Origin of the sequence: Blautia ammoniilytica, from assembly GCF_025566965.1 — a bacterium.
GTDB classification, from domain to species: domain Bacteria; phylum Bacillota; class Clostridia; order Lachnospirales; family Lachnospiraceae; genus Blautia_A; species Blautia_A ammoniilytica.
This window is the reverse complement of record NZ_JAOQJL010000035.1, coordinates 1-22,667: the sequence shown is the minus strand read 5'-3', so window position 1 is coordinate 22,667 and position 22,667 is coordinate 1. Positions and strand designations below refer to the sequence as shown.

General features: G+C 43.5%; 17 protein-coding genes. 15 read left to right on the top strand and 2 right to left on the bottom strand.

Annotation, left to right across the window (positions count from 1 at the left end):
* Positions 1-56: 56 nt before the first annotated feature.
* The 4 genes from ligA (at position 57) to OCV61_RS14645 (ending at position 6,269) form a co-directional block, all read left to right on the top strand.
* Positions 57-2,021, top strand: coding sequence for an NAD-dependent DNA ligase LigA (gene ligA, locus OCV61_RS14660; protein WP_158422437.1), 1,965 nt, complete (start codon positions 57-59; stop codon positions 2,019-2,021).
* A 91-nt stretch (positions 2,022-2,112) separates the two neighbouring features.
* The gene (gene metA / locus OCV61_RS14655) at positions 2,113-3,054 is read left to right on the top strand and encodes a homoserine O-acetyltransferase MetA (protein WP_158422436.1); all 942 of its coding nucleotides are present in this window, start codon (positions 2,113-2,115) and stop codon (positions 3,052-3,054) included.
* Positions 3,055-3,344: 290 nt separating this feature from the next.
* Positions 3,345-3,929, top strand: coding sequence for a zinc dependent phospholipase C family protein (locus tag OCV61_RS14650; RefSeq protein ID WP_158422435.1), 585 nt, complete (start codon positions 3,345-3,347; stop codon positions 3,927-3,929).
* A gap of 207 nt (positions 3,930-4,136) precedes the next feature.
* Positions 4,137-6,269 carry a C40 family peptidase gene (locus tag OCV61_RS14645; protein ID WP_158422434.1) on the top strand — a complete coding sequence of 711 codons (2,133 nt, stop codon included), beginning with the start codon at positions 4,137-4,139 and terminating at the stop codon, positions 6,267-6,269.
* Positions 6,270-6,362: 93 nt separating this feature from the next.
* On the opposite strand, the gene pduL is transcribed toward OCV61_RS14645, so the two are convergent.
* Positions 6,363-7,001: a phosphate propanoyltransferase gene (gene pduL / locus OCV61_RS14640; RefSeq protein WP_158422433.1), complete on the bottom strand. Its 639-nt coding sequence runs from the start codon at positions 6,999-7,001 to the stop codon at positions 6,363-6,365.
* 96 nt (positions 7,002-7,097) lie between these two features.
* Here pduL and OCV61_RS14635 point away from each other — a divergent pair, with 96 nt between their 5' ends.
* From OCV61_RS14635 to OCV61_RS14605, 7 genes are read left to right on the top strand one after another with little or no spacing between them, the layout of a single operon-like run.
* Entirely contained in the window at positions 7,098-7,979 is an 882-nt protein-coding gene (locus tag OCV61_RS14635) for a leucine-rich repeat domain-containing protein (RefSeq protein WP_158422432.1), read from the top strand.
* A gap of 12 nt (positions 7,980-7,991) precedes the next feature.
* Positions 7,992-9,329: a vWA domain-containing protein gene (locus OCV61_RS14630; protein WP_158422431.1), complete on the top strand. Its 1,338-nt coding sequence runs from the start codon at positions 7,992-7,994 to the stop codon at positions 9,327-9,329.
* Positions 9,330-9,334: 5 nt separating this feature from the next.
* On the top strand, positions 9,335-10,849 hold the full coding sequence (locus tag OCV61_RS14625) for an ATP-binding protein (RefSeq protein ID WP_158422430.1): 1,515 nt from the start codon (positions 9,335-9,337) through the stop codon (positions 10,847-10,849).
* A 54-nt stretch (positions 10,850-10,903) separates the two neighbouring features.
* Positions 10,904-12,124: a transglutaminase domain-containing protein gene (locus OCV61_RS14620; protein WP_158422429.1), complete on the top strand. Its 1,221-nt coding sequence runs from the start codon at positions 10,904-10,906 to the stop codon at positions 12,122-12,124.
* A gap of 18 nt (positions 12,125-12,142) precedes the next feature.
* On the top strand, positions 12,143-13,054 hold the full coding sequence (locus OCV61_RS14615) for a TMEM198/TM7SF3 family protein (RefSeq protein ID WP_262583091.1): 912 nt from the start codon (positions 12,143-12,145) through the stop codon (positions 13,052-13,054).
* 49 nt (positions 13,055-13,103) lie between these two features.
* Complete coding sequence (ybaK, locus tag OCV61_RS14610; RefSeq protein WP_158422427.1) at positions 13,104-13,589, top strand: Cys-tRNA(Pro) deacylase; 486 nt, start codon at positions 13,104-13,106, stop codon at positions 13,587-13,589.
* 40 nt (positions 13,590-13,629) lie between these two features.
* Positions 13,630-14,466 (top strand): hypothetical protein, encoded by an 837-nt coding sequence (locus OCV61_RS14605; RefSeq protein WP_158422426.1) that lies wholly within the window; start codon positions 13,630-13,632, stop codon positions 14,464-14,466.
* A 141-nt stretch (positions 14,467-14,607) separates the two neighbouring features.
* On the opposite strand, the gene OCV61_RS14600 is transcribed toward OCV61_RS14605, so the two are convergent.
* Positions 14,608-16,248 carry an ABC-F family ATP-binding cassette domain-containing protein gene (locus tag OCV61_RS14600; protein WP_158422425.1) on the bottom strand — a complete coding sequence of 547 codons (1,641 nt, stop codon included), beginning with the start codon at positions 16,246-16,248 and terminating at the stop codon, positions 14,608-14,610.
* A gap of 194 nt (positions 16,249-16,442) precedes the next feature.
* On the opposite strand from OCV61_RS14600, the gene OCV61_RS14595 reads away from it, so the two are divergent.
* The 4 genes from OCV61_RS14595 (at position 16,443) to nifJ (ending at position 21,959) form a co-directional block, all read left to right on the top strand.
* Positions 16,443-16,967 carry a shikimate kinase gene (locus OCV61_RS14595; protein ID WP_158422424.1) on the top strand — a complete coding sequence of 175 codons (525 nt, stop codon included), beginning with the start codon at positions 16,443-16,445 and terminating at the stop codon, positions 16,965-16,967.
* A complete protein-coding gene (locus tag OCV61_RS14590) occupies positions 16,939-17,628 on the top strand; it encodes a cytochrome c biogenesis CcdA family protein (protein ID WP_158422423.1) in 690 nt (229 codons plus the stop codon). Before OCV61_RS14595 ends, OCV61_RS14590 begins: the two co-directional genes overlap by 29 nt.
* A gap of 175 nt (positions 17,629-17,803) precedes the next feature.
* Positions 17,804-18,214, top strand: a complete 411-nt coding sequence (locus OCV61_RS14585; protein ID WP_158422422.1) for an RrF2 family transcriptional regulator — start codon at positions 17,804-17,806, stop codon at positions 18,212-18,214.
* 205 nt (positions 18,215-18,419) lie between these two features.
* Positions 18,420-21,959 (top strand): pyruvate:ferredoxin (flavodoxin) oxidoreductase, encoded by a 3,540-nt coding sequence (gene nifJ, locus OCV61_RS14580; RefSeq protein WP_158422421.1) that lies wholly within the window; start codon positions 18,420-18,422, stop codon positions 21,957-21,959.
* Positions 21,960-22,667 lie beyond the last annotated feature (708 nt).

The window sequence follows — 22,667 nt, the reverse complement described above, 5'->3', positions numbered from 1 at the left end:
AACTCTTATGATCCGGGATTCATCTTCCGGAAATAATTCAGATCCAGGAGGAAATCATGGAAGCAGCTTTAAGCAAAATGAAAGAATTAGCCCAGAAACTGAATCAGGCATCCAAGGCTTACTATCAGGAAGACAGGGAGATCATGAGCAATCTGGAGTACGATGCCCTGTACGATCAGCTGGCAGAACTGGAAAAGGAAACAGGCACAGTTCTGGCAGGCAGTCCAACCATTTCCGTAGGATATGAGTCTGTTGATGCACTTCCTAAGGAAACCCATGAAAGGCCAATGCTTTCCCTGGATAAGACCAAGGACCGGGAGGTGCTTCGTGAGTTTATTGGTCCGCGAAAGACCCTGCTTTCCTGGAAACTGGACGGCCTTACCATTGTGCTTACCTATGAAAATGGCCGGCTGTTAAAGGCTGTCACCAGAGGAAATGGTACAGTTGGTGAGGTAATCACCAACAATGCCCGGGTTTTTAAGAATATTCCTTTACAGATTCCGTATCAGGGACGTCTTGTATTGCGAGGAGAAGCTATTATCACTTACTCCGATTTTCAGAGGATCAATGAATCCATAGAGGACGTAGATGCACGTTATAAGAATCCTCGTAATCTTTGCAGCGGTTCCGTGCGCCAGTTGAATAATCAGGTTACAGCCAGCAGGAATGTACGATTTTATGCGTTTTCCCTTGTAAGTGCCCCAGAAGTGGATTTTGACAATTCTCATGAGAATCAGTTTCAGTGGCTAAAGGGGCAGGGCTTTGATGTGGTGGAATATCGGGTGGTAACTGCTTCAACTTTAGATCAGGCGATGGACTATTTTTCTACAGCTATTACAAAGAATGATTTTCCATCCGATGGTCTGGTGGCCTTGTATGACGATATTGCCTATGGGGAGTCACTGGGCAGGACGGCTAAGTTCCCAAGAAATGCTTTTGCATTTAAATGGGCAGATGAGATACGGGAAACTCATCTGCTGAAAATTCAGTGGAGTCCGTCACGTACCGGGCTGATCAATCCGGTGGCTGTTTTTGAACCAGTTGAACTGGAAGGCACTACTGTAAGCCGTGCAAGTGTGCATAACGTCAGTATTGTGAAACAGTTGAAGCTTGGTATTGGAGATACCATCCGTGTTTACAAGGCTAATATGATCATTCCGCAGATTGCAGAGAATCTTACCTGCAGTGATAATCTTGTGATCCCGGATACTTGTCCTGCTTGTGGCGGGGAAGCGCATGTCTGCAAAGAAAATGATGTAGAAGCGCTGTACTGTATGAACCCTGACTGTGCAGCCAAGAAGATCCGAGGTTTTACACTATTTGCCAGCAGAGATGCTATGAATATTGACGGGCTTTCCCAGTCAACCTTGGAAAAGTTTATTGCCATGGGTTTTATTCATGAATTTGCGGATATTTTCCAGCTGGACAGACACAAAGATGCGATTATCGAGATGGAAGGCTTTGGCGAAAAGTCCTATGAAAATCTGATCTTAAGCCTGGATAAGGCCAGAAATACCACTCTTTCCAGGGTGATATACAGTCTGGGGATCCCTGGCATCGGACTTGCTAATGCCAAAGTGATCTGCCGTCACTTTAAAGATGACCTTTCTTCTGTTCGTCAGGCATCCATGGAGGAGATCAGCGCTATTGATGGCATTGGTCCTGTATTAGCAGGGAATATTTATTCTTATTTTCATGATAAAGAGAACAACCAGAAGCTGGACCGGCTGATGGGGGTTCTTATACTCCATGCGGAAGCGGCTTCCCAGACACAGATTTTTGTAGGAGTGACTTTTGTGATCACTGGTTCTGTGACCCATTTTGCTAACCGTAACGAGATGAAAGCATTGATAGAGTCTCTTGGCGGCAAAGTCACAGGCTCTGTTACAGGAAAAACCACGTATTTGATCAATAATGATACAATGTCAAATTCCTCTAAAAATAAAAAGGCCAAGGAGCTTGGGATTCCAATCATTTCTGAGGAAGAATTTCTGAAGCTGGTCCATCCGGAAGAGGCATGATCATTCATCTCAGTCGAGAAGACTCCCACCTCTTTCAGGTGGTGAGTAACTGCTCGACTTGAAATATTATTAACAACAAGGAGGGACATAAATGCCAATTAAAATACAAAGCGATCTGCCGGTAAAGGAGATTCTTGAAAAAGAAAACATATTTGTAATGGATGAGAACAGGGCACTGCATCAGGATATCCGTCCAGTTCAGATCCTGATCCTGAATTTGATGCCATTAAAAGAAGAAACGGAGCTTCAGCTGCTCCGCTCTTTATCCAACACGCCCATTCAGGTCGATGTTACATTTATGACTGTAGAAAGCCATGATTCTAAAAATACATCTAAAAGCCATCTGAACAAATTTTATCAGACTTTTCCTGAACTGGAAGATCAGAAATATGACGGGATGATCATTACAGGTGCCCCTGTAGAACAGATGGAATTTGAAGAGGTGGATTATTGGAGCGAACTTGTAAAGATCATGGATTGGACCAAGACCCATGTAACATCTACCTTATATTTGTGCTGGGCCGCACAGGCAGGCCTTTACCATCATTATGGCCTAAAGAAAAGAATGCTTCCCAAGAAAATGTTTGGCCTTTTCTGGCATAAGGTGCTTAACCGTAAGATTCCTCTTGTACGTGGATTTGACGATGTATTTCTTGCCCCTCATTCCAGACATACGGAGGTTCCCATTGAAGATATCCATGCATGTAAGGAACTTACTGTGCTTGCAGAGTCTGAGGAAGCAGGTTTATTCCTGGCCATGGCAGATGGCGGACGTAAGATCTTTATCATGGGCCATCCGGAATATGACCGTGTTACATTGGATGGGGAATATAAGCGTGACATTAACAAGGGTCTTCCTATTGATATTCCCAGGAACTACTATCAGGACAATGATCCTGAAAACAGGCCTCTTCTTTTGTGGCGGGCTCACGCCAATAACCTGTACACAAACTGGCTGAATTATTACGTATACCAGATGACCCCGTATGACCTTTACGGAACCCCTGATTTTTCAAGTATTTCCAGGGATTGAGAGGGTGTGGCAAAAGATAAAATACTTGTGCATTTTGAACGGAAGCATAAGCTTTTTTTGACAAAATATTATGTAAAGTTTATTGGAAGTTTATTTGAAGTTTTTCTGCATATCTGTTATAGTATGATGTATAGGCCGCTAACCTAAGATAGTATCAGAATACGTAACTGTTCAGCGTGTATACAGTTATGAGCCAAAATACAATACAGATAAGAAAGCATTACAATGTTTTCGCCATATATGCCGTGTAACCATTACAAAGGCCAGCGGCAGGAAAGCAGAGGGATCTATTGCGTAAGAAATCGCATATTTTACTTGCCAGATATCTGGCAGATCAGCTGACTGTAGATGAAAGCCTGCAGTCTCACAGAAAGGCATTTTGTCTGGGGAGTATCCTTCCGGATATACGCCCATCTTTTGTTGTGAAGAAGCATGAGTATTTCAGTACCTTTGGAGAGATTCAGGAAAAGATGCTTCAGCTGGTGGAGCATGGTCCCCTGGAAGGGAAGGAACGTGTCTACTGGAGGAATTTTGGGGAAGTGCTGCATTATGTGGCAGACTATTTTACATTTCCTCACAACAGGACGTATACTGGAAGCCTGTATGAGCACAGCCAGTATGAAAAGATCCTGAAGCAAAGACTGAAGATCTGCATTAAAAGTGGTGCTGCCGGAGCCTATGTTTTCAGGGATGTCTATTTTAAAAACCTGGAAGAGCTTACAGAATTCATACAGGTAAGCCACACCAGTTATCTTCGTAAAAAGAGAAATATCACAGAGGATATCCAGTATATCTTGATGGTCTGCTATCAGGTGATCCAGGGAATTGTACAGTTATGTACCAGAAGACAGGAGAATATGGCTGCGTTTGCATAAAAGGTCTGCGTTCCTTAACATAATGTGAAGAGAAAGTGAAAATTGGATAAAATGGGAATGGATATTTTCTTGAAGGTTGATTTGAAAAAAAGATTATGATACAATAGACAAAGTTAATATTTAAGCGAACCGTTTTATCACGTATCAGACCTTTATATAGGGGAGTAAAGGGATGTTCATGGCAAGGAAGGGAGCATCTTGAAAAATATGAAGAATAAATATCTGACAAAATGTTTATGCATGACGATTATTTCAGCAATGGTACTGTCCGGACCAGCTGCAGTTTTTGCAGCCAGTGATGGCGGAGCATTTGAGTCAGGAGAACAGATTGATGATAGTTATGGGGAAGTTGTGCCTACTGCGGTACCGGAGCCAACTCAGGCGCCAACAGTAGAGCCTACCCAGGCGCCGACAGAGCCGACGCAGGCTCCAGTAGAGCCAACACAGGCTCCAGTAGAGCCAACTCAGGCACCGGCAGAGCCAACTCAGGCGCCGAAGCCAACTCACAGTCCTACAGCTACGCCTACCCAGACACCGTCTTCTCCATCGGCCACGCCGACTCAGGCACCGGAGGCTACACCTACACCGGGAACTACAGATACACCGGAGATTACATCAACACCGGTTCCATCGGAAGCACCAGTTTCAGAGGCAGTGAGGGATATTATTGACAGGATTGATGCCCTGTCTCTTCTTGAGGATATTACACTGGATCAGAAGGATGAGATTCATAAGATCCGTAAGGCATATGATGCACTTTCAGACAGCGAAAAGTCTCTTGTATCCAATTATCAGCTTTTCCTTAATATGGAGAAAAAGCTGAAGAAGCTGGAAGATACAAAGGAAAAAGAAGAAAAAGAAAAAAAAGAGGCAGAGGCAATCGAGGGAGATCCACTATATTATACAGATATGGTTTCTAATCTCCATGCAGGCAAGGATTTTTACCTGAACAGTCTGCAGGACAATTATCAGCTTAGCTTTTCAGATGATTTTGCTTCTGTGATGGATGAGATCGAGAAAGAATACAAGGCAAAGAACAAGCTTGCCGATGTTTCAGATACTACAGGTGGAGTGACTTCCTCAGCAGATACTTTGCTGGTAAGGAACTGGCAGGATATTCTGGCAGTGTACATATATGAGCAGAGTCAGCAGGGAGTAACTTCTTATATACTTGATGGATCGTGCAAGGCAGCCCTGGCAGATATCTTTGCAAGAATGAATCCTGTGATCCGGGATTCCAGTGATATTACCAAGGTTTCCTATGGTAATTACCATATCAACCACTATATTAAAGAAAATAAGATTCCCAAAGATCAGCGAGCAGTGCTGAAAAAGTATACAGAGACAGACTGCAGCCTTTTGTGTGCAGTAGTTACTGCTGCAAAAGGATTTGTAAGAGAGAGCGTTGGCGATAGTGTATCTGAAGAGAGAGTAAATGTGATCACTTCTGCCTATTCCCTGATCGGTAAAGTTGGTTATTTCTGGGGTGGTAAGTCTTTAGTGCTTGGAGAGGATCCAAGCTGGGGTACTGTTGAGACTGTTACTGCAGAGGGCAGCAAAAGTACCGGTACCAGGCGTGCATATGGCCTTGACTGTAGTGGTTTTGTTACCTGGGCAGTAGTGAATGGCTATCAGAACCAGGCTATGGAAGCAAGTGTAGGAAATGGCACTTCTGATCAGTGGGGAAAGGCCAATGTAGTCAGTGAAGCAGATGCACAGCCAGGCGATCTGGTATTCCAGAAGGGACCAGAGGCAGGTGCGAATAATCATGTTGGTATTCTTTGCGGCAAGACAGAAGCAGGCGACTGGATCGCTGTTCACTGCTCTGCCAGCCAGAATGGTGTTACTGTAGGGGAAGCATACAGTGCCAGTTTCCGGTATATCCGTCAGCCGTCTTTCTATCCTACTATCCAGCAGGCAGCTCAGATGGCAGCACAGGGTGCACAGAATAGCAATACTCAGTATTTTGTTACAGATGTTAAAGTAACGAATACGCTTCAGGATATTATAAAGGCAAGCCAGAATGTATATGATCCTGCCAATCAGCCATTTACAGCAGAAGGTAATGCACAGGTAGTAGTCAGTGATGTAACTGTAAATAATGCACTTTCAGATCTTCTTCAGTCCCAGACAGTTCTGGAGGAGACAGAAGCAGGCGGACAAAGTGTATTTGATGTAATTGCTGAGCATTATCCTCCGGAAGAGGAGGCGGCAGCAGGGCCTTCCGGTGATCAGGAACAGGCAGAGGAAGCAGGTATACCTGCATTTGTCAGTGAGGTGTATGTAGATAATTCTTTGGAAAATGTGTTGGATACAGGAACTTCTACTGAGACCAAATAAGAACAGGGCAGCGTCCATATGAACGCTGCCCTGATATATTATATCGAATCTCAGATGATTTCCTAACTGACGTAGCCTTCTGTAGAAATGCGGCTATCGATTGATCCCGGACAGAACATCTTCAATCCATTTATCTGTATTGTAGTTACGGTCAAAGAACCGGACGATTACACCGTAAGGGTCCTTATCACTGGAAAAGGCATTTGCTTCATCTGTATCAACATGCATGGCCAGACGGTAATCCCAGCTTACACGTACAACCACATCCGCATAGATCAGTGCCCTTCCGTAGCTTTTAGTAAGCACGAATACTTCATCATTATCCTGGACTTTCAGTGCTACTGCGTTTGCAGGGGTCATATGGATGTGACGTTTGGCAACGATCACACCGGAGGGGATGGTGATCTGCCCACAGGGACCTGATAATGTACAGCCAGGAGTATCTGTTGTATCTCCAGACTGTCTGATCTCTCCGGGAATACCAATTTTCCGTGTATCTGTAAGAGAAAGCTCTACCTGGGTTTCTGATCGGAATGGCCCAAGGACAGCCATGCTTTCAAAAGAGCCTTTTGGACCGGTAACGGTCACTCGTTCCTGGCACAGGTATTGTCCAGGCTGGCTGAGACTTTTTATATTATGAAGCTGGGCATCATTTCCAAAAAGTTGATGGAAATCCCTTTCGGATAGATGGATGTGCCGGGCTGAGGTCTCAATAGGGATTTTGATACTCATTTGATATACCTCCAATGAACATTTGTGTTTGCTTTTCAGTTTAAGCCCGATCAGGGAAAAAGGCAACCTTTTTTCTCTGTGGAAAGGAATCATACAATGGAAGAAAACAGTAGTTTTGAATATGAAAAAAAGAATGGATATGTGGTGATTACAGCACTGAAGGGAGATCCATCCGTAGTGGAGATTCCAGGTATGCTGGATGGATTGCCTGTAACAGAATTAAAAGAATACTTGCTTTCAGGAAAAAGTCTGGAGACTTTGTACCTTCCGGATACTGTAAAAAAGATTGGAAGATATGGATTTTATAACTGCAGAAGCCTGCATACCATGTGGTTTGGAAGCCGCTTTACGGATATAGGAAGCGGTGCTTTTACAGGGTGTCACAATATTCGAAAGCTGTATGTGCATATGGAGGGCCAAGACTCCGGCATTAAGGAGATACTTTCGGAGATTGGAGAGGAACTGGAAGTGGTTTTATCTGGCAGTGTGGAAGCTGTTCTCTGGTTTCCTGAATATTACGAAGAAGGAGTTGAGAATACACCTGCCAGGATCCTTATGACGCAGATCCATGGAAGCGGGTTGTATTATCGTAATTGTTTTGCAGGGAAGCGGTTTAATTATCAAGAGTATGATAAGCGTTTTGAAATGGCCTGTGCCCAGGAAAATGAGAAATTTCTGCTGGAATTGGCTTTTGGAAGGCTGAAATCGCCCTGGGAACTGGGGCAAAATGCAAGAGAACAGTATGAGCTATATATTCAGTCACATTATGAGCAGCTGGCTGGGCTGCTGATTTGCGGGCAGAGGCAGGAAGAGTTGGCTTTTCTTATGGAAACGTATCCTTTGGACAGATCAGAAAAGGCTGTATATGATCACATTCTGGGAATGGCTGGCAAGACTGGAGATGAAGGTACAGTCAGTATGCTGATGGAATATGGAAGGATACACTTTCCGGCAGGAAGACCTTCCTTTATGCTTTAGGAGGACCGGCAAATGATCAACGCTGTTCATGATACACAGGAGAGGGCACTTCGTGCCCAACAGATCTGTGAAGATATTTTGAAAAATACCAGAAACCAGCTGTATCTGAATATGCGGTTTCTGGATAATGCACTGGCACAGTTGTATCCGGCAGGGGATATGGAGATGTCACCAGCCGGATCTGACGGAGATCTTTTTTATTATCAGCCAGAGAAACTGATGGCAATGTTTAAAAAAAGCAGGGAACAGGTGAACCGCCTATATCTTCATACTCTGTTTCATTGTATTTTCTGCCACATTTATCCAGATAACAAAGTAGATCAGGAATATTGGAATCTGGCCTGTGATGTAGTAGTGGAAGAAATTATAGATGGTTTGTATGTGAAATGTGTGCACAGGCCGGTAACAATGGTGCGCCGCCAGGCAGAAGCCCTTCTTCTGGAGGAAGGAAAGGTGATGACAGCCCAGAAAGTGTATCGCAGGCTGTGCAGTCTTCATCTTGCAAAGGCCAAAATAGAAGAGCTGAAAAGGGAATTTACTCTGGATGACCACAGGAAATGGTACGATTCAGGCAAGAATAAAAGCCAGTCCCAGATTCAGAAGAAAAAATGGGAAGATCTGCGTAATAAGATGCAGACAGAAATGGAGACTTTTTCAAAAGAAGCCTCAAAAGGCAGCAAAAGTCTTATGGATCAGCTGAATGTTGAGAACAGACAAAAATATGATTACCGGGAATTTCTGCGGAAATTTGCTGTTTTGAAAGAAGAAATGAAGGTAGATATGGACACCTTTGACTATATCTTTTATAATTACGGGATGAACCTGTATGGGAATATGCCGCTTATCGAGCCCTTGGAAACAAAAGAAGAACAGAAGGTAGAAGATTTCGTGATCGTGATCGATACCTCCATGTCCTGCCAGGGAGATCTGGTGAAGAGATTTCTTGAGGAAACATACAGTGTTTTAAGTGAAACAGAAAGCTTTTTCAGGCGTATTCATGTACATATGATCCAGTGCGATGACCGGATCCAGTCAGATACTGTGATCACAGATGGACAGAAGCTGAAAGATTATATGGATCATTTTACAGTAAAAGGACAGGGAGGTACAGACTTCCGTCCGCCTTTTGCTTATGTGGAAAAGCTTCAAAAAGAAAAGAAATTTACCAGGCTGCGGGGGCTGATCTATTTTACTGACGGATATGGTATTTTTCCGGGGAAGATGCCACCCTATGAAACAGCCTTTGTGTTTATGAAAGATGATTATCAGGATGTGGACGTTCCACCATGGGCCATAAAGCTGATCCTTGACCCTGAGGATCTGGAGCAGTCCCAGGGGAAAAGGAGATAGAAGCAATGAATATTAAACGTGCAAAGGAAGAAATCAAAAATACCATTCAGGCATATCTTCTGAAAGACGAATATGGTGAATACGAAATACCGGTAAATGCACAAAGACCTGTATTTCTTATTGGTGCACCGGGCATCGGTAAAACCCAGATCATGGAACAGATCGCAAGGGAATGCAAGGTTGGACTGGTGTCTTATACTATTACCCACCATACAAGGCAAAGTGCCATTGGACTTCCCTTCATATCCCAGAAGGAATTTGACGGGCAGAAAAAAGCAGTAACAGAATATACCATGAGTGAGATTGTGGCCGCTGTTTACGAAAAGATCCAGGAAACAGGCGTCAGGGAAGGGATTCTTTTTATAGATGAGATCAACTGTGTATCAGAAACTTTGGCGCCGGCAATGCTTCAGTTCCTTCAGTGCAAAACCTTTGGAAGCCATCAGATCCCCAAAGGATGGCTGATCGTTGCAGCTGGTAATCCTCCGGAATATAATAAGTCTGTTAGGGAATTTGATGTGGTTACTATGGACAGGGTGAAGAAAATCCTGGTGGAGCCTGATCTGGAGGCATGGAAGGAATATGCATATCAGGCCGGTGTGCATGGGGCTGTGCTTTCTTATCTGAATATGCACCCTGAGAATTTTTATTCCATGGAAAGCACAGTAGATGGCAGAGTATTTGCCACTCCAAGAGGATGGGAAGATCTGTCAAGAATGCTTCAGGTATATGAAAGGCTGGACAAATCCTTTGACAGGGAAGTGGTGATTCAGTATATCCAGCATCCAAGAATCGCCAGGGATTTTGCAAATTATCTGGAACTGTATTATAAATATCGGACAGATTACCAGATCGACCGGGTACTGGACGGACAGATTGATGATATTCTTGTTAAGAAAGCTGCACACGCTTCCTTTGATGAAAGATTAAGTGTGACAGGACTTCTGCTTTCAAAGTTAAACCTGGCCTTTGATGAAACTGTGGAGCAGGAAAAAGGTCTGGAAATTTTATTTGAATTATTAAAAGGTGCAAAAAGTGCACTTACAGGTCCTTCGGCAGATCAGCCGATGATCTATCTGGAGGATATGGGAAAAAGCTTTGAAATGGATTATGCCATGAAGAAAAAGGCTGGCTTTTTCACCAGGGAAGAGGATTACCGTTATCGAAAAGCAGGGGAAACCCTTGAAAAGTGGTTAGGACTTATAAGGTCAGAAGACAATGGAGATGGAGTACAGGTTTTTGAAAGGCTGAAAGCTTTATTCCAGGAAAAGCAGGATGAGTATCATAATTCTTTTGAACAGACATCTTTAAAGCTGGAACATGCATTTGATTTTATGGAAGCTGTTTTTCCAGGAGGCCAGGAGCTGGTGGTCTTTATTTCCGAATTGAACAGAAGCGAGAATGGAGTTCACTTTCTGGGAGAGTATTCCTGTGAGCGCTATTTCAGATACAATAAAGAACTGCTTTTCAGGGAAAATACAAACGACATCCTCCATCGGATCCAGGAACTGGGTGAATAAGAGTTTTTTTAGTGAGTTGAAAATAATCTGGAAAAACAAACAGAAAGGTGCTGCATGAAGAAAAAGAAAAGAAAGCGAAAATTTCTTAAAACTTTTCTGATCCTTCTGTTTCTGGTACTTCTGGTGTTGTCTGCTGTGAAAAAGATGAGGCAGACAGAAAAAATCCAGGATCTGCTGCAGGGTCTTCTTGGTATGGAGCCACAGGAGGTGCAGCAGCTGCGGAAACAGGAGATTTCCGGGGGAGAGCCTGGAAAGGTTGAATACTATTTTTCTCTGCTTGATGAAGAGGAGCAGCGGGCCTACAGGCAGATGGAAGCCGGCATAAAGAAAAAAGAAAAAGAGTTTTATCTTACGATTGGTGACAATGAATCGGTAGACAGGGTTTATCATGCTGTTTTAAAAGATCATCCGGAGTTTTTCTGGATGCATAACAGGAACCAGGTGATAAAAACTACTTATGGAGAAGGGGATTATTGTATGTTTTCCCCCAGCTACAGCTATACAGAGACTGAAACCCAACAGATCCTTCAGGCAATGAGTCAGGCCTGTCAGCAATTGGACGCATTGATCCCACAGGGGGCAGATGATTATGTTAAGGCACAGATGGCCTATACGTATCTGATCGATACTGCCAGTTACCAGGAATCTGAGGATGATCAGAGTATTGCCGGAGTTTTCTGGAAAAAGCAGGCAGTATGTGCAGGATATGCAGGAGCGGCCCAGTATCTTCTGGATCATCTGGGTGTTTACTGTATTTATGTGGATGGTGATACAAAGAACAGTGATCAGGGACATGCCTGGAATATTATCAAGCTGGAGGGAGAGTATTATTATCTGGATGCCACCAATGGTGATCAGCCGGAATTTCTGGAAGGGGATGCTGTGCAGCTGGCAGAGCATAAGACCACGATCTATGATTATCTTTGTCCTTTTCCGGATGAATATGAACAGACCTACACACCATCGGCAGAATTTAAGGTGCCTGCCTGCACGGCTACTGCCAAGAACTTTTATGTGCTGAATCAGGGATGTTTTGACAGCTATGACTGGCAAAGTGTTTATGATTATTGTAAAATGAGACTTGACAATGGTGCTGCCGTTGTTCGGTTCAAATTCAGTACGCAGAAAGGATATGAGCAGGCATATCAGGATTTGATCGCTAATAAGAAAATACAGCAGATTGCTTTATATTATATATACTTACAGGGAGTGGAACAGGTTGAGTACCATTATGGGGTACTTGAAAATATGAAGACCATGTATTTCATGTTCTGAAAGTGGGAGGAAATGATTATGAATGTGGAGATTCTTAATAAGCTGGGGGAAATGATGGATAATATCCTGGGGATTCAAGTGCTATCTGGGATCATGATCATCGTATTTGGGATCGTATTTGTTTTCGGGCTGACTAACTGTATCCTTGGATACAGGCTGCTGCGATTCTGGATGATGATCTTTGGCTTCTGTATCGGGGCAGGAATCGGCTTTTTCCTGGTGTATCGTATAGATACTGAGGAAAAGGCATATTATATGGGGGCTATGCTTGGGATCGGTGTTGTGATGGCAGTTCTGGCTTTTATGATTTACCGGGCAGGTATTTTTATTTTGGGCGCAGGACTTGGCCTGTTTTTAAGTATTTATCTGATCCATCCCACCAGTTCTTTTTCCTTTTTTCTTTGTATTCTGATCGGAGTTGGGATTGGTGTGCTGGCTCTGCGTTATGACAGGGAAGTGATCATTGTGGGAACCAGCTTTCTTGGAGGCGTAACTGCAGGCTTGTCTCTTGCAAAGCTTCTGGCTATGGACCAGATTCCCTACGGAATCCTTTTTGGTGCTGCATTTGCTATTCTTGGAATGCTGATCCAGTTTGCTATTAATAAGCCAAGGGCAGCGAAGGCAACAAGAAGAGAGGAACAGCCGGATCGCAGATCATCTGAGGAGAGAACCAAAAAGAAAGAAGCTTTGGAGGATGAGGCGGGTCAGGAAGATCTTGAAGAAAAAATTCTGGAAGAAGAGCTGCTGGATGAGGATGATTTTGAGGATTATTTTACTGGAAAGCTGGATCTGGCCAAGGATGAAAGAGTTTCGGGATCTAAAAAGACGGACGGGGCAAAAGCACAGGACATCCACAGCCAGATGTGGGAACAGAAGAAACAGCAGAGTCAGAGAAGAACCAGAAAAAGGAAAATAGATATTACGGATTAATATAAATCAGGTATTATAATATAAATGCATCTTTAGGAGGACGACAGAAATGGCAAAAGAAACCAAAACAAATGCCATGCGGATGCTGGAGAGACAGAAGGTACCTTATCAGGCATTTACTTATGAATGCGATGATTTTATTGATGGTATCCATTGTGCAGATATGATCCAGGCACCTCATGAGCAGTCATTTAAAACACTGGTAATGGAAGGCAAGAGCGGTGGGTATTATGTATTTGTGGTTCCTATCGAAGCAGAAGTGGATCGTAAGTCTGCAGCCAGGGCAGTTGGCGAGAAGGCAGTGGATATGATCCATGTGAAGGATATCACAAAGATCACCGGCTATGTAAGAGGTGGATGCAGTCCTATCGGGATGAAGAAGCCATATCCGGTGGTATTTGATCAGTCTGCCGGTGAGTTTCAGGAGATATATATTAGTGGCGGCAGGATCGGTCTTACACTGAAAGCACCTTTGGAGGGACTTCTGAAAGTTACAGGAGGCAAGCTTGCTCCTATTACCATGCAAGGAGAATGAAAATCAAAACAGGCCTGTAAAAGGCAGCTAAGGAGGCAAAATGAGAGAGAAGAAAGTTTTTAAATGGTTTGCGGCAGCGCTGATAGCAGCAGCTGCGATCATCACAGCAACAGTACCTGCATCAGCAGCCACAAGAAGAAGAGCTACTCTTACCATATCTGCAGGACAGACCTATCATGTGCTGAACAAAAGCATTGGCACCAACAAGATCACAGCCTATACGGTTTATGTGACTCCGGCCAATACAAGGACCAGATACGATGCAGTGATCGCATCTTACCCAAGAGGCAAGAGCAGTCAGCCTACCGAGTATATGGTGCGCAGCACGAATAAGGGCGTTTATGTGAACAATGCAGCAGGTACATTTATCAAACAAAGTGCAGGCAGCAATTCAGGAATGCTTTCCTGTATCCGTGTTAATCGGGGAAGTGTGACGATCCGTGTGGATTATACCACGCAGTCAGGCAAGGCGGGGATTTCTTTTGTGAAACAGAGAGCATCCCACCGTCCGATGAAACTTGTGAAGGCAGCTAAGGGTAGAAGTGTGAACTTCACGATGACTGGCAGTAACCTTACAGGTGCTCCTGTGATTATGTCTGCAAAGAGAGGCACAGTTGCAAGACGTACTCTTGGAAGCAACAATTCCTTTGAGCAGTACACTTTTGAGAATAGTGCAGTGGCTTACCGTGTATACTATAAGGGCAAACTGATGAGTTCTTACAGCCGGAACAAGGCATACACCAATACTTATTCCAGTCTTCGCTATCTGCTGATGAATGCACCGAAGCGTACAACCAACTGGATCCAGAGTGTGAATACAGCAATTACTTTCTTCTATCCATCTGATTATGTTGGAATGAAGGTTCAGGTAAGATAAGAAGTGGTATATTAGGATTTTGAAGATCCTGTCTGTATTATCATATGCTACATTATAAAAGAGGAAGCTGCAGATGCAGTTTCCTCTTTTGTGATTTCAAGATTGGTTTTGGTATTTCAGCTGTTAGTACAGCAGGGCAGATCAGTTGTCAGATGCGTCCGCTTCATTCACAGTAAATACTTGGCGCTTTTTAGCCATTTCATCACTTGCCAGATATTCATCATAGGTAGTAATCTTGTCGATCAATGTACCGTTTGGAAGGATCTCCATGATACGGTTGGCTGTAGTTTCTACGAACTGATGATCATGAGAAGTGAAAAGGATCACACCTGGGAATTTGATCAGTCCGTTATTCAGTGCAGTAATGGACTCCATATCCAGATGGTTGGTAGGCTCATCCAGAAGCAGGATATTGGCACCGGAGATCATCATTTTGGAAAGAAGGCAGCGAACCTTCTCACCACCAGAAAGAACACGGACACGTTTTACACCATCTTCTCCAGGGAAAAGCATACGTCCAAGGAAGCCTCGTACATAGGTAGCGTCCTTGATCTCAGAATACTGGGTCAGCCAGTCCGTGATGGTCAGATCATTATCAAACTCCTGGGTATTATCCTTAGGGAAGTATGCCTGGGAGGTGGTAATGCCCCATTTATAATTACCGGAATCAGGCTCCATCTCTCCGGTAAGGATCTTGAAGAATGTGGTGATAGCAAGCTCATTGGCACCTACAAAAGCCACTTTGTCATTGCGCCCAAGTGTAAAGGAGATGTTGTCAAGGATCTTTACACCGTCAATGGTCTTGGAAAGATTTTCTACCATTAGTACCTCATTACCGATCTCACGATTTGGACGGAAGTCAATATATGGATACTTACGGCTGGAAGGACGCATATCATCCAGCTGGATTTTTTCAAGAGCACGTTTTCTGGAAGTAGCCTGTTTGGATTTGGAAGCATTAGCGCTGAAACGGGAAATAAATTCCTGCAGCTCTTTGATCTTTTCTTCTTTTTTCTTGTTTGCTTCTTTCATCTGCTTGATCAGCAGCTGGCTGGACTCAAACCAGAAATCATAGTTACCTGCATAAAGCTGGATTTTGCCATAATCAATGTCAGCAGTCTGGGTACATACCTTATTTAAGAAATAACGGTCATGGGATACCACGATTACTGTATTATCAAAATTGATCAGGAATTCTTCCAGCCACTCAATAGCAGGAAGATCCAGGTGGTTGGTAGGCTCGTCAAGAAGCAGGATATCCGGATTACCAAACAATGCCTGGGCAAGAAGAACTTTCACCTTCAGGCTTCCGTTCAGATCAGCCATCTGTGAATAATGGTACTCTGTATCTACACCAAGCCCGTTCAGCAGAGTAGCTGCCTCAGATTCTGCTTCCCAGCCATTCATTTCTGCAAATTCACCTTCCAGTTCGCTGGCACGGATACCATCCTCATCTGTAAAGTCTTCCTTTGCATAAATGGCTTCTTTTTCTTTCATGATCTGATAAAGACGGGCGTTTCCCATGATTACAGTATCCAGTACAGGATAGGCATCATATTTGAAATGATCCTGCTGCAGGAAGGAAAGCCTCTGACCAGGTGTGATCACCACATCTCCTTTGGTGGGCTCCAGTTGTCCTGAAAGGATTTTAAGGAATGTGGATTTTCCTGCACCATTGGCACCAATCAGACCGTAACAGTTGCCTTCTGTGAATTTGATGTTTACATCTTCAAAAAGCGCTTTTTTTCCAACACGCAGTGTGATGTTATTTGCTGAAATCATATTTACCTCCGAATATAGTCGATTTGCTCACTGTTCTCTAGTATAGCCGATTTCCTTCCTATCGTAAACTGTGAATTTTGTAAGAATTATTTTGGTTTTTCTATGCATTTCTTTACAAAAAAATAAACCACTGCTATAATGTGTGAAAGCCTGACCTGGAAAACAGGGTAATTTACGAACGGAGTTGATAAAAAATGAAAACAGGACAGCTATATCTCACCGGGTTTATGGGGACTGGTAAAAGCACAGTGGCCAGATGCCTTTGCAGGTATTATAATATGAAGCAAATTGAGATGGATCGCCAGATCGAAGTGGAAGAAGGAATGAAGATATCCCAGATTTTTAAAGAGAAAGGGGAAGCATATTTCCGCAAAAAAGAAACGGAATTTCTTGAGAAGATCCAGGATCAGGAAAATGTGGTGGTTTCCTGTGGAGGAGGAACAGTAATGCAGTCTCGAAATGTAGAGATCATGAAGAAAAATGGGAAAATATTTCTTCTTACGGCTCAGCCGGAAACCATTTTAAGACGTGTGAAAAATAATCACGACCGCCCTCTTCTGGAAGGGAAAAAGTCCGTAGAGGCAATTAAAGAACTGATGGAAGCACGCCGCCCCAAATATGAGTCTGCTGCAGATTATCAGATAGCAACCGATGGAAAAAGTGACAGACAGATATGTGAGGAGATTATAAATGAATGGAATATTGGAAACCATAACTAATTGTATGGCTGCAAGCTTCTGGGCTGCACCGCTTCTTGCCCTTGTGGCCGGGATCATTACATCCTTTACCCCCTGCTCCCTGGCAACTGTGCCTATGCTGCTTACCTGTGTAGGTGCTTCCAAGGCAAGCCCCGGGAAGGCATTTCGGCTTTCTCTTGCTATGGCTGCAGGTATGGCAGTTACTTTTGGCGTATTTGGTTCTGTAGCCTCTGCAATCGGACATCATATGCATGAGGCAGGACACTGGTGGGCAGTGCTTATGGGAATTTTGATGGTTCTTATGGCACTTCAGGTATTTGGCGTGGTGAATGTGATCCCTCATATCCATTTTGATGAACATACCATGAAGAGAGGATATGCAGGAGCATTTCTCACAGGCGCTCTTGGAGGTTTGTTTGCTTCCCATTGTGCGATCCCGGTTATGGTGGCGCTTCTTGCACTTGTTGCGCGGCTTGGGAAAAGCACTGGCTGGGGGATTCTTCTTATGGTTTTATATGCACTTGGGCACAGCATTTTGCTCATCGCAGCAGGTACCAGTTACAGTTATGTAGAGAAGATGATGGAAAATCCAAAGTATGATACATGGAGTAAAAGAATCAGATATGTGTTGGGAACGGTCATATTATTTGTTGGTTTTGTGTTAATTTTCGGAGAAAAATAAAAAACCTTATAACTTTCATGAAAAAAATGACGTTTTTTTCAAAAAGCGCCAAATATATTTAGATATGTTGTTGAATTTTTCCTTTAAAGTTGTTATACTCGATTTGTCAGGGAGGAAAAGACAACTAAGGATCAACAACTAGAATGCAAATGCTAAAGAGAGAGGTTATAAAGGTATGTTTATTACGAGAGAGTGTGACTATGCAGTAAGAGTCCTTCGGGCGCTTGCAGGAGAAACACGTTTAAGTGTGAATGAGATTTGTGACAGGGAAGCTATTACAGCTCCTTTTGCCTATAAAATTCTCAAAAAACTCCAGAAAGCCGGAATCGTAAAAGGTTTCAGAGGCGTCCATGGCGGTTATACTTTGAATAAAGATTTAGGTTCTCTGACTTTGTTTGAGGTATACTATGCGATTGATCCGGACATGTATATTATCGAATGCCTTAATCCGAAAAATGAATGTGTCCGTAATGGCCAGGACGGAAGTGTATGTTATATGCACAAAGAACTGGCAGAGATCCAGGATGAGCTGTGGCGTCTGCTGAAAAGAAAGCCCCTTGACCAGGTTCTGGGACTGACAGATTAAAACATGAATAAGAAACACCGGTATGCGGTCAGCCCCCGTTCACCGGTGCTTTTTTTCTTTCTTTTGTATCTTATAATATACAAAAAAAACAGAAACTAAAATAGAAATATGAGAAATTGTATGCTATAATAGTAAATGGAATTTTAGGCATTTAGATGTCTAGAAATAATATTTTTATAAATCTTTAAGGAGGAAAGATAAAACTATGGCAAGAAAGATGAAAACCATGGATGGAAACCATGCAGCTGCTCATGCTTCATATGCATTTTCAGATGTAGCTGCTATCTATCCTATCACTCCTTCATCTGTTATGGCTGAAGCCACTGATGAGTGGGCAACCCAGGGTAGAAAAAACATCTTCGGACAGGAAGTACAGGTAACTGAGATGCAGTCTGAGGCTGGTGCAGCAGGTGCTGTACACGGATCTCTGGCAGCAGGTGCCCTGACAACTACTTATACAGCTTCACAGGGTCTGTTGCTGATGATCCCTAACCTTTATAAAATCGCTGGTGAGCAGCTCCCGGGTGTATTCAATGTATCTGCCCGTGCACTTGCTTCTCACGCACTTTCTATTTTCGGAGATCATTCCGACGTTATGGCCTGTCGTCAGACTGGTTGTGCAATGCTTTGCGAGTCTTCCGTACAGGAAGTTATGGACCTGACTCCTGTTGCACATCTTGCTGCAATCAAAGGCAAAGTTCCGTTTATCAACTTCTTTGATGGATTCCGTACTTCTCATGAGATCCAGAAGATCGAGACATGGGATTATGAAGACCTGAAGGATATGGCTGATATGGATGCTATCCAGGCATTCCGTGATCATGCTCTTAACCCGAACCATCCATGCCAGAGAGGTTCTGCTCAGAACCCGGATATCTTCTTCCAGGCAAGAGAGGCATGTAACCCATATTATGATGCACTTCCTGCAGTTGTTCAGGAGTACATGGACAAGGTTAATGCTAAGATCGGTACAGATTACAAGCTTTTCAACTACTATGGAGCAGCTGATGCTGACCATGTGATCGTTGCTATGGGATCTGTAAATGATACAATCGAAGAGACTATCGATTACTTAACAGCAGCCGGCAGAAAAGTTGGTGTGATCAAAGTTCGTCTGTACAGACCATTTAGCGCACAGGCACTGGTTGATGCTATTCCTGAGACCGTTAAACAGATCACAGTTCTTGACAGAACAAAAGAGCCAGGCGCACTTGGCGAGCCACTGTACCTGGATGTTGTAGCTGCTCTTAAAGACAGCAAATTTGCAGGCGTTAAGATCTTCTCCGGACGTTATGGTCTTGGTTCTAAAGATACAACACCGGCTCAGATCGTTGCTGTTTATGACAATACAGAAAAAGAGAAATTCACAATCGGTATCGTAGATGATGTGACACATCTTTCCCTTGAGACAGGTGCTCCTCTTGTTACTACACCAGAAGGAACAACTAACTGTAAGTTCTGGGGACTTGGTGCTGACGGTACTGTAGGTGCTAACAAGAACTCCATTAAGATCATTGGTGACAACACAGACATGTATGCTCAGGCATATTTTGACTATGACTCCAAGAAATCTGGTGGTGTTACCATGTCTCACCTGCGTTTTGGTAAGAAACCGATCAAATCCACTTACCTGATCCACAAAGCAGACTTTGTAGCATGCCACAATCCTTCCTATGTTAATAAATATAACATGGTTCAGGAGCTGGTTGACGGAGGTACATTCCTTCTTAACTGTGCATGGGATATGGAAGGACTTGAGAAACATCTTCCAGGACAGGTGAAAGCATTTATCGCTAACCACAATATCAAATTCTACACCATCGATGGTGTGAAGATCGGTATTGAGACTGGCATGGGACCAACACGTATCAACACAATCCTTCAGTCTGCATTCTTCAAACTGACAGGTATCATTCCTGAGGATCAGGCAATCGATCTTATGAAAGCTGCTGCAAAGGCAACTTACGGACGTAAGGGTGATGATGTTGTTCAGAAGAACTGGGCAGCTATCGATGCTGGTGCAAAACAGGTTGTTGAGATCAAGGTTCCGGATAGCTGGAAAGATGCAGCAGATGAAGGCCTGCATATGACTCATGCTTCCGAAGGACGTCAGGAAGTTGTTGATTTCGTTAATAACATCCAGGCTAAAGTAAATGCACAGGAAGGTAATACACTGCCTGTATCTGCATTCAAAGATTATGTTGACGGTACTACACCATCCGGTGCTGCTGCATACGAGAAACGTGGTATCGCTGTAAATATTCCTGTATGGAATCCAGAGAACTGTATTCAGTGTAACAGATGTGCATATGTTTGCCCGCACGCTGTTATCCGTCCGGTAGCTCTTACAGAGGAAGAAGCTGCAAATGCTCCTGAGGGAATCAAAACATTACCTATGACAGGTATGAAAGAGTACAAGTTCACCATGACTGTTTCCGCACTTGACTGTACAGGATGTGGTTCCTGTGCAAACGTATGCCCTGGCAAGAAAGGTGCAAAAGCCCTTGCTATGGAGAATCTGGAAGCAAACATGGGAGAGCAGAAATACTTTGATTATGGAGTAACTCTTCCGGTTAAAGAAGATGTTATTGCGAAATTCAAAGAGACAACTGTTAAGGGAAGCCAGTTCAAACAGCCTCTGCTTGAGTTCTCAGGCGCTTGTGCTGGATGTGGTGAGACACCTTACGCTAAATTGATCACTCAGCTGTTTGGTGACAGAATGTACATTGCAAATGCTACAGGATGCTCCTCTATCTGGGGTAACTCTTCACCATCTACACCATATACTGTAAATGCCAAAGGACAGGGTCCTGCATGGGGCAACTCACTGTTCGAGGATAACGCAGAGTTCGGTTATGGTATGCTTCTTGCTCAGAAAGCTATCCGTGATGGCCTGAAAGCAAAAGTAGAAGATGTTGTAGCTAATGGCGACAACGCAGACGTTAAAGCTGCTGGCCAGGAATGGCTGGATACATTTGCATGTGGTGCTACTAACGGTGCAGCTACTGAGAAACTTGTAGCAGCTCTGGAAGCATGCGGATGTGACAAAGCGAAAGACATCCTTACCCAGAAAGATTTCCTGTCTAAGAAATCCCAGTGGATCTTTGGTGGTGACGGATGGGCTTACGATATCGGATTTGGTGGTGTAGACCATGTACTTGCAAGCGGCCGTGACATCAATGTTATGGTATTCGATACAGAGGTTTACTCCAATACAGGCGGACAGTCTTCCAAGTCTACACCTACTGGTGCTATCGCTCAGTTCGCTGCAGGCGGTAAAGAGACAAAGAAGAAAGATATGGCTTCTATCGCAATGAGCTATGGTTATGTATATGTTGCTCAGATTTCCATGGGCGCTGACTTCAACCAGGCAATCAAAGCAATCGCTGAGGCTGAGGCTTATCCGGGACCGTCTCTGATCATTGCATACGCTCCATGTATCAACCATGGTATCAAGAAGGGTATGGCAAAGGCTCAGACAGAGGAAGAGCTGGCTGTTAAGTGCGGATACTGGCATAACTTCCGCTTCAATCCGGCTGCAGAAGGCAACAAGTTCAGCCTTGATTCCAAAGCACCGGATATGACAGATTATCAGGGATTCCTGAATGGAGAGGTTCGTTACAACTCCTTACAGCGTCAGAATCCTGAGAAAGCTGCCAGACTGTTTGCTAAGAACCAGTCTGAAGCAGCAGCTAGATATGAGTATCTGCAGAAGCTGATCACTCTGTACGGAACAGAGGAATAAGATCCTCGGGTGGCAATACCCCGCAGTACAGATGAAGAGGAATGAAATCCTTGGGCGGCAGTAGCCGCAATATAAATAAATAGTATAAACATAAGGTTAGGTGCTTTTACTGCGCCACTCCAATATATGTTTATCGTGTCGTAGCATAAAGTGGACCTGCGGCACTGCCTGATGAAGGTGGTGCTGTGGGTCTTTCTTGTTTTTGTGGATACAGTAAAATAATCATGGCAAATTTAAATATATTATTTGTTTTGGGTGCATTATGCAGAAAAAATATGTTTATATATCAGGGCTTCGTTTTCGGATTTCTCCCGGGCATTTATTATCTCTGTTATTTGCCAAACTCGCACTTACAGTGCTCAAACACGGCAAATAACAGAGAAATTAGCCCAGTCGAAATCTGCGAAAGCCTTGCATGATATATAACCAAGATTTTTTCTGTAATGCAACCAACAATACGATATAATTAATTTGTCAATGCTTATTTTGCAGTATCTTTTTGTGTTTTTTGCGTGAATAGCGAGGTAGAAAAGAAGGAGGAATACAGGCAGGCGTCAGAATATGCAAAAGATTTAACATAATATATAGCAAGAATTCTCCTTCCTCTACAGGTGGAAGATGAATTGCATAAAAGCAAAAAGAACACTTGTTCTTCGATGCGAACCATGGTATAATAGAATCAGTCGATAAAATAAATATTCGAAAAAA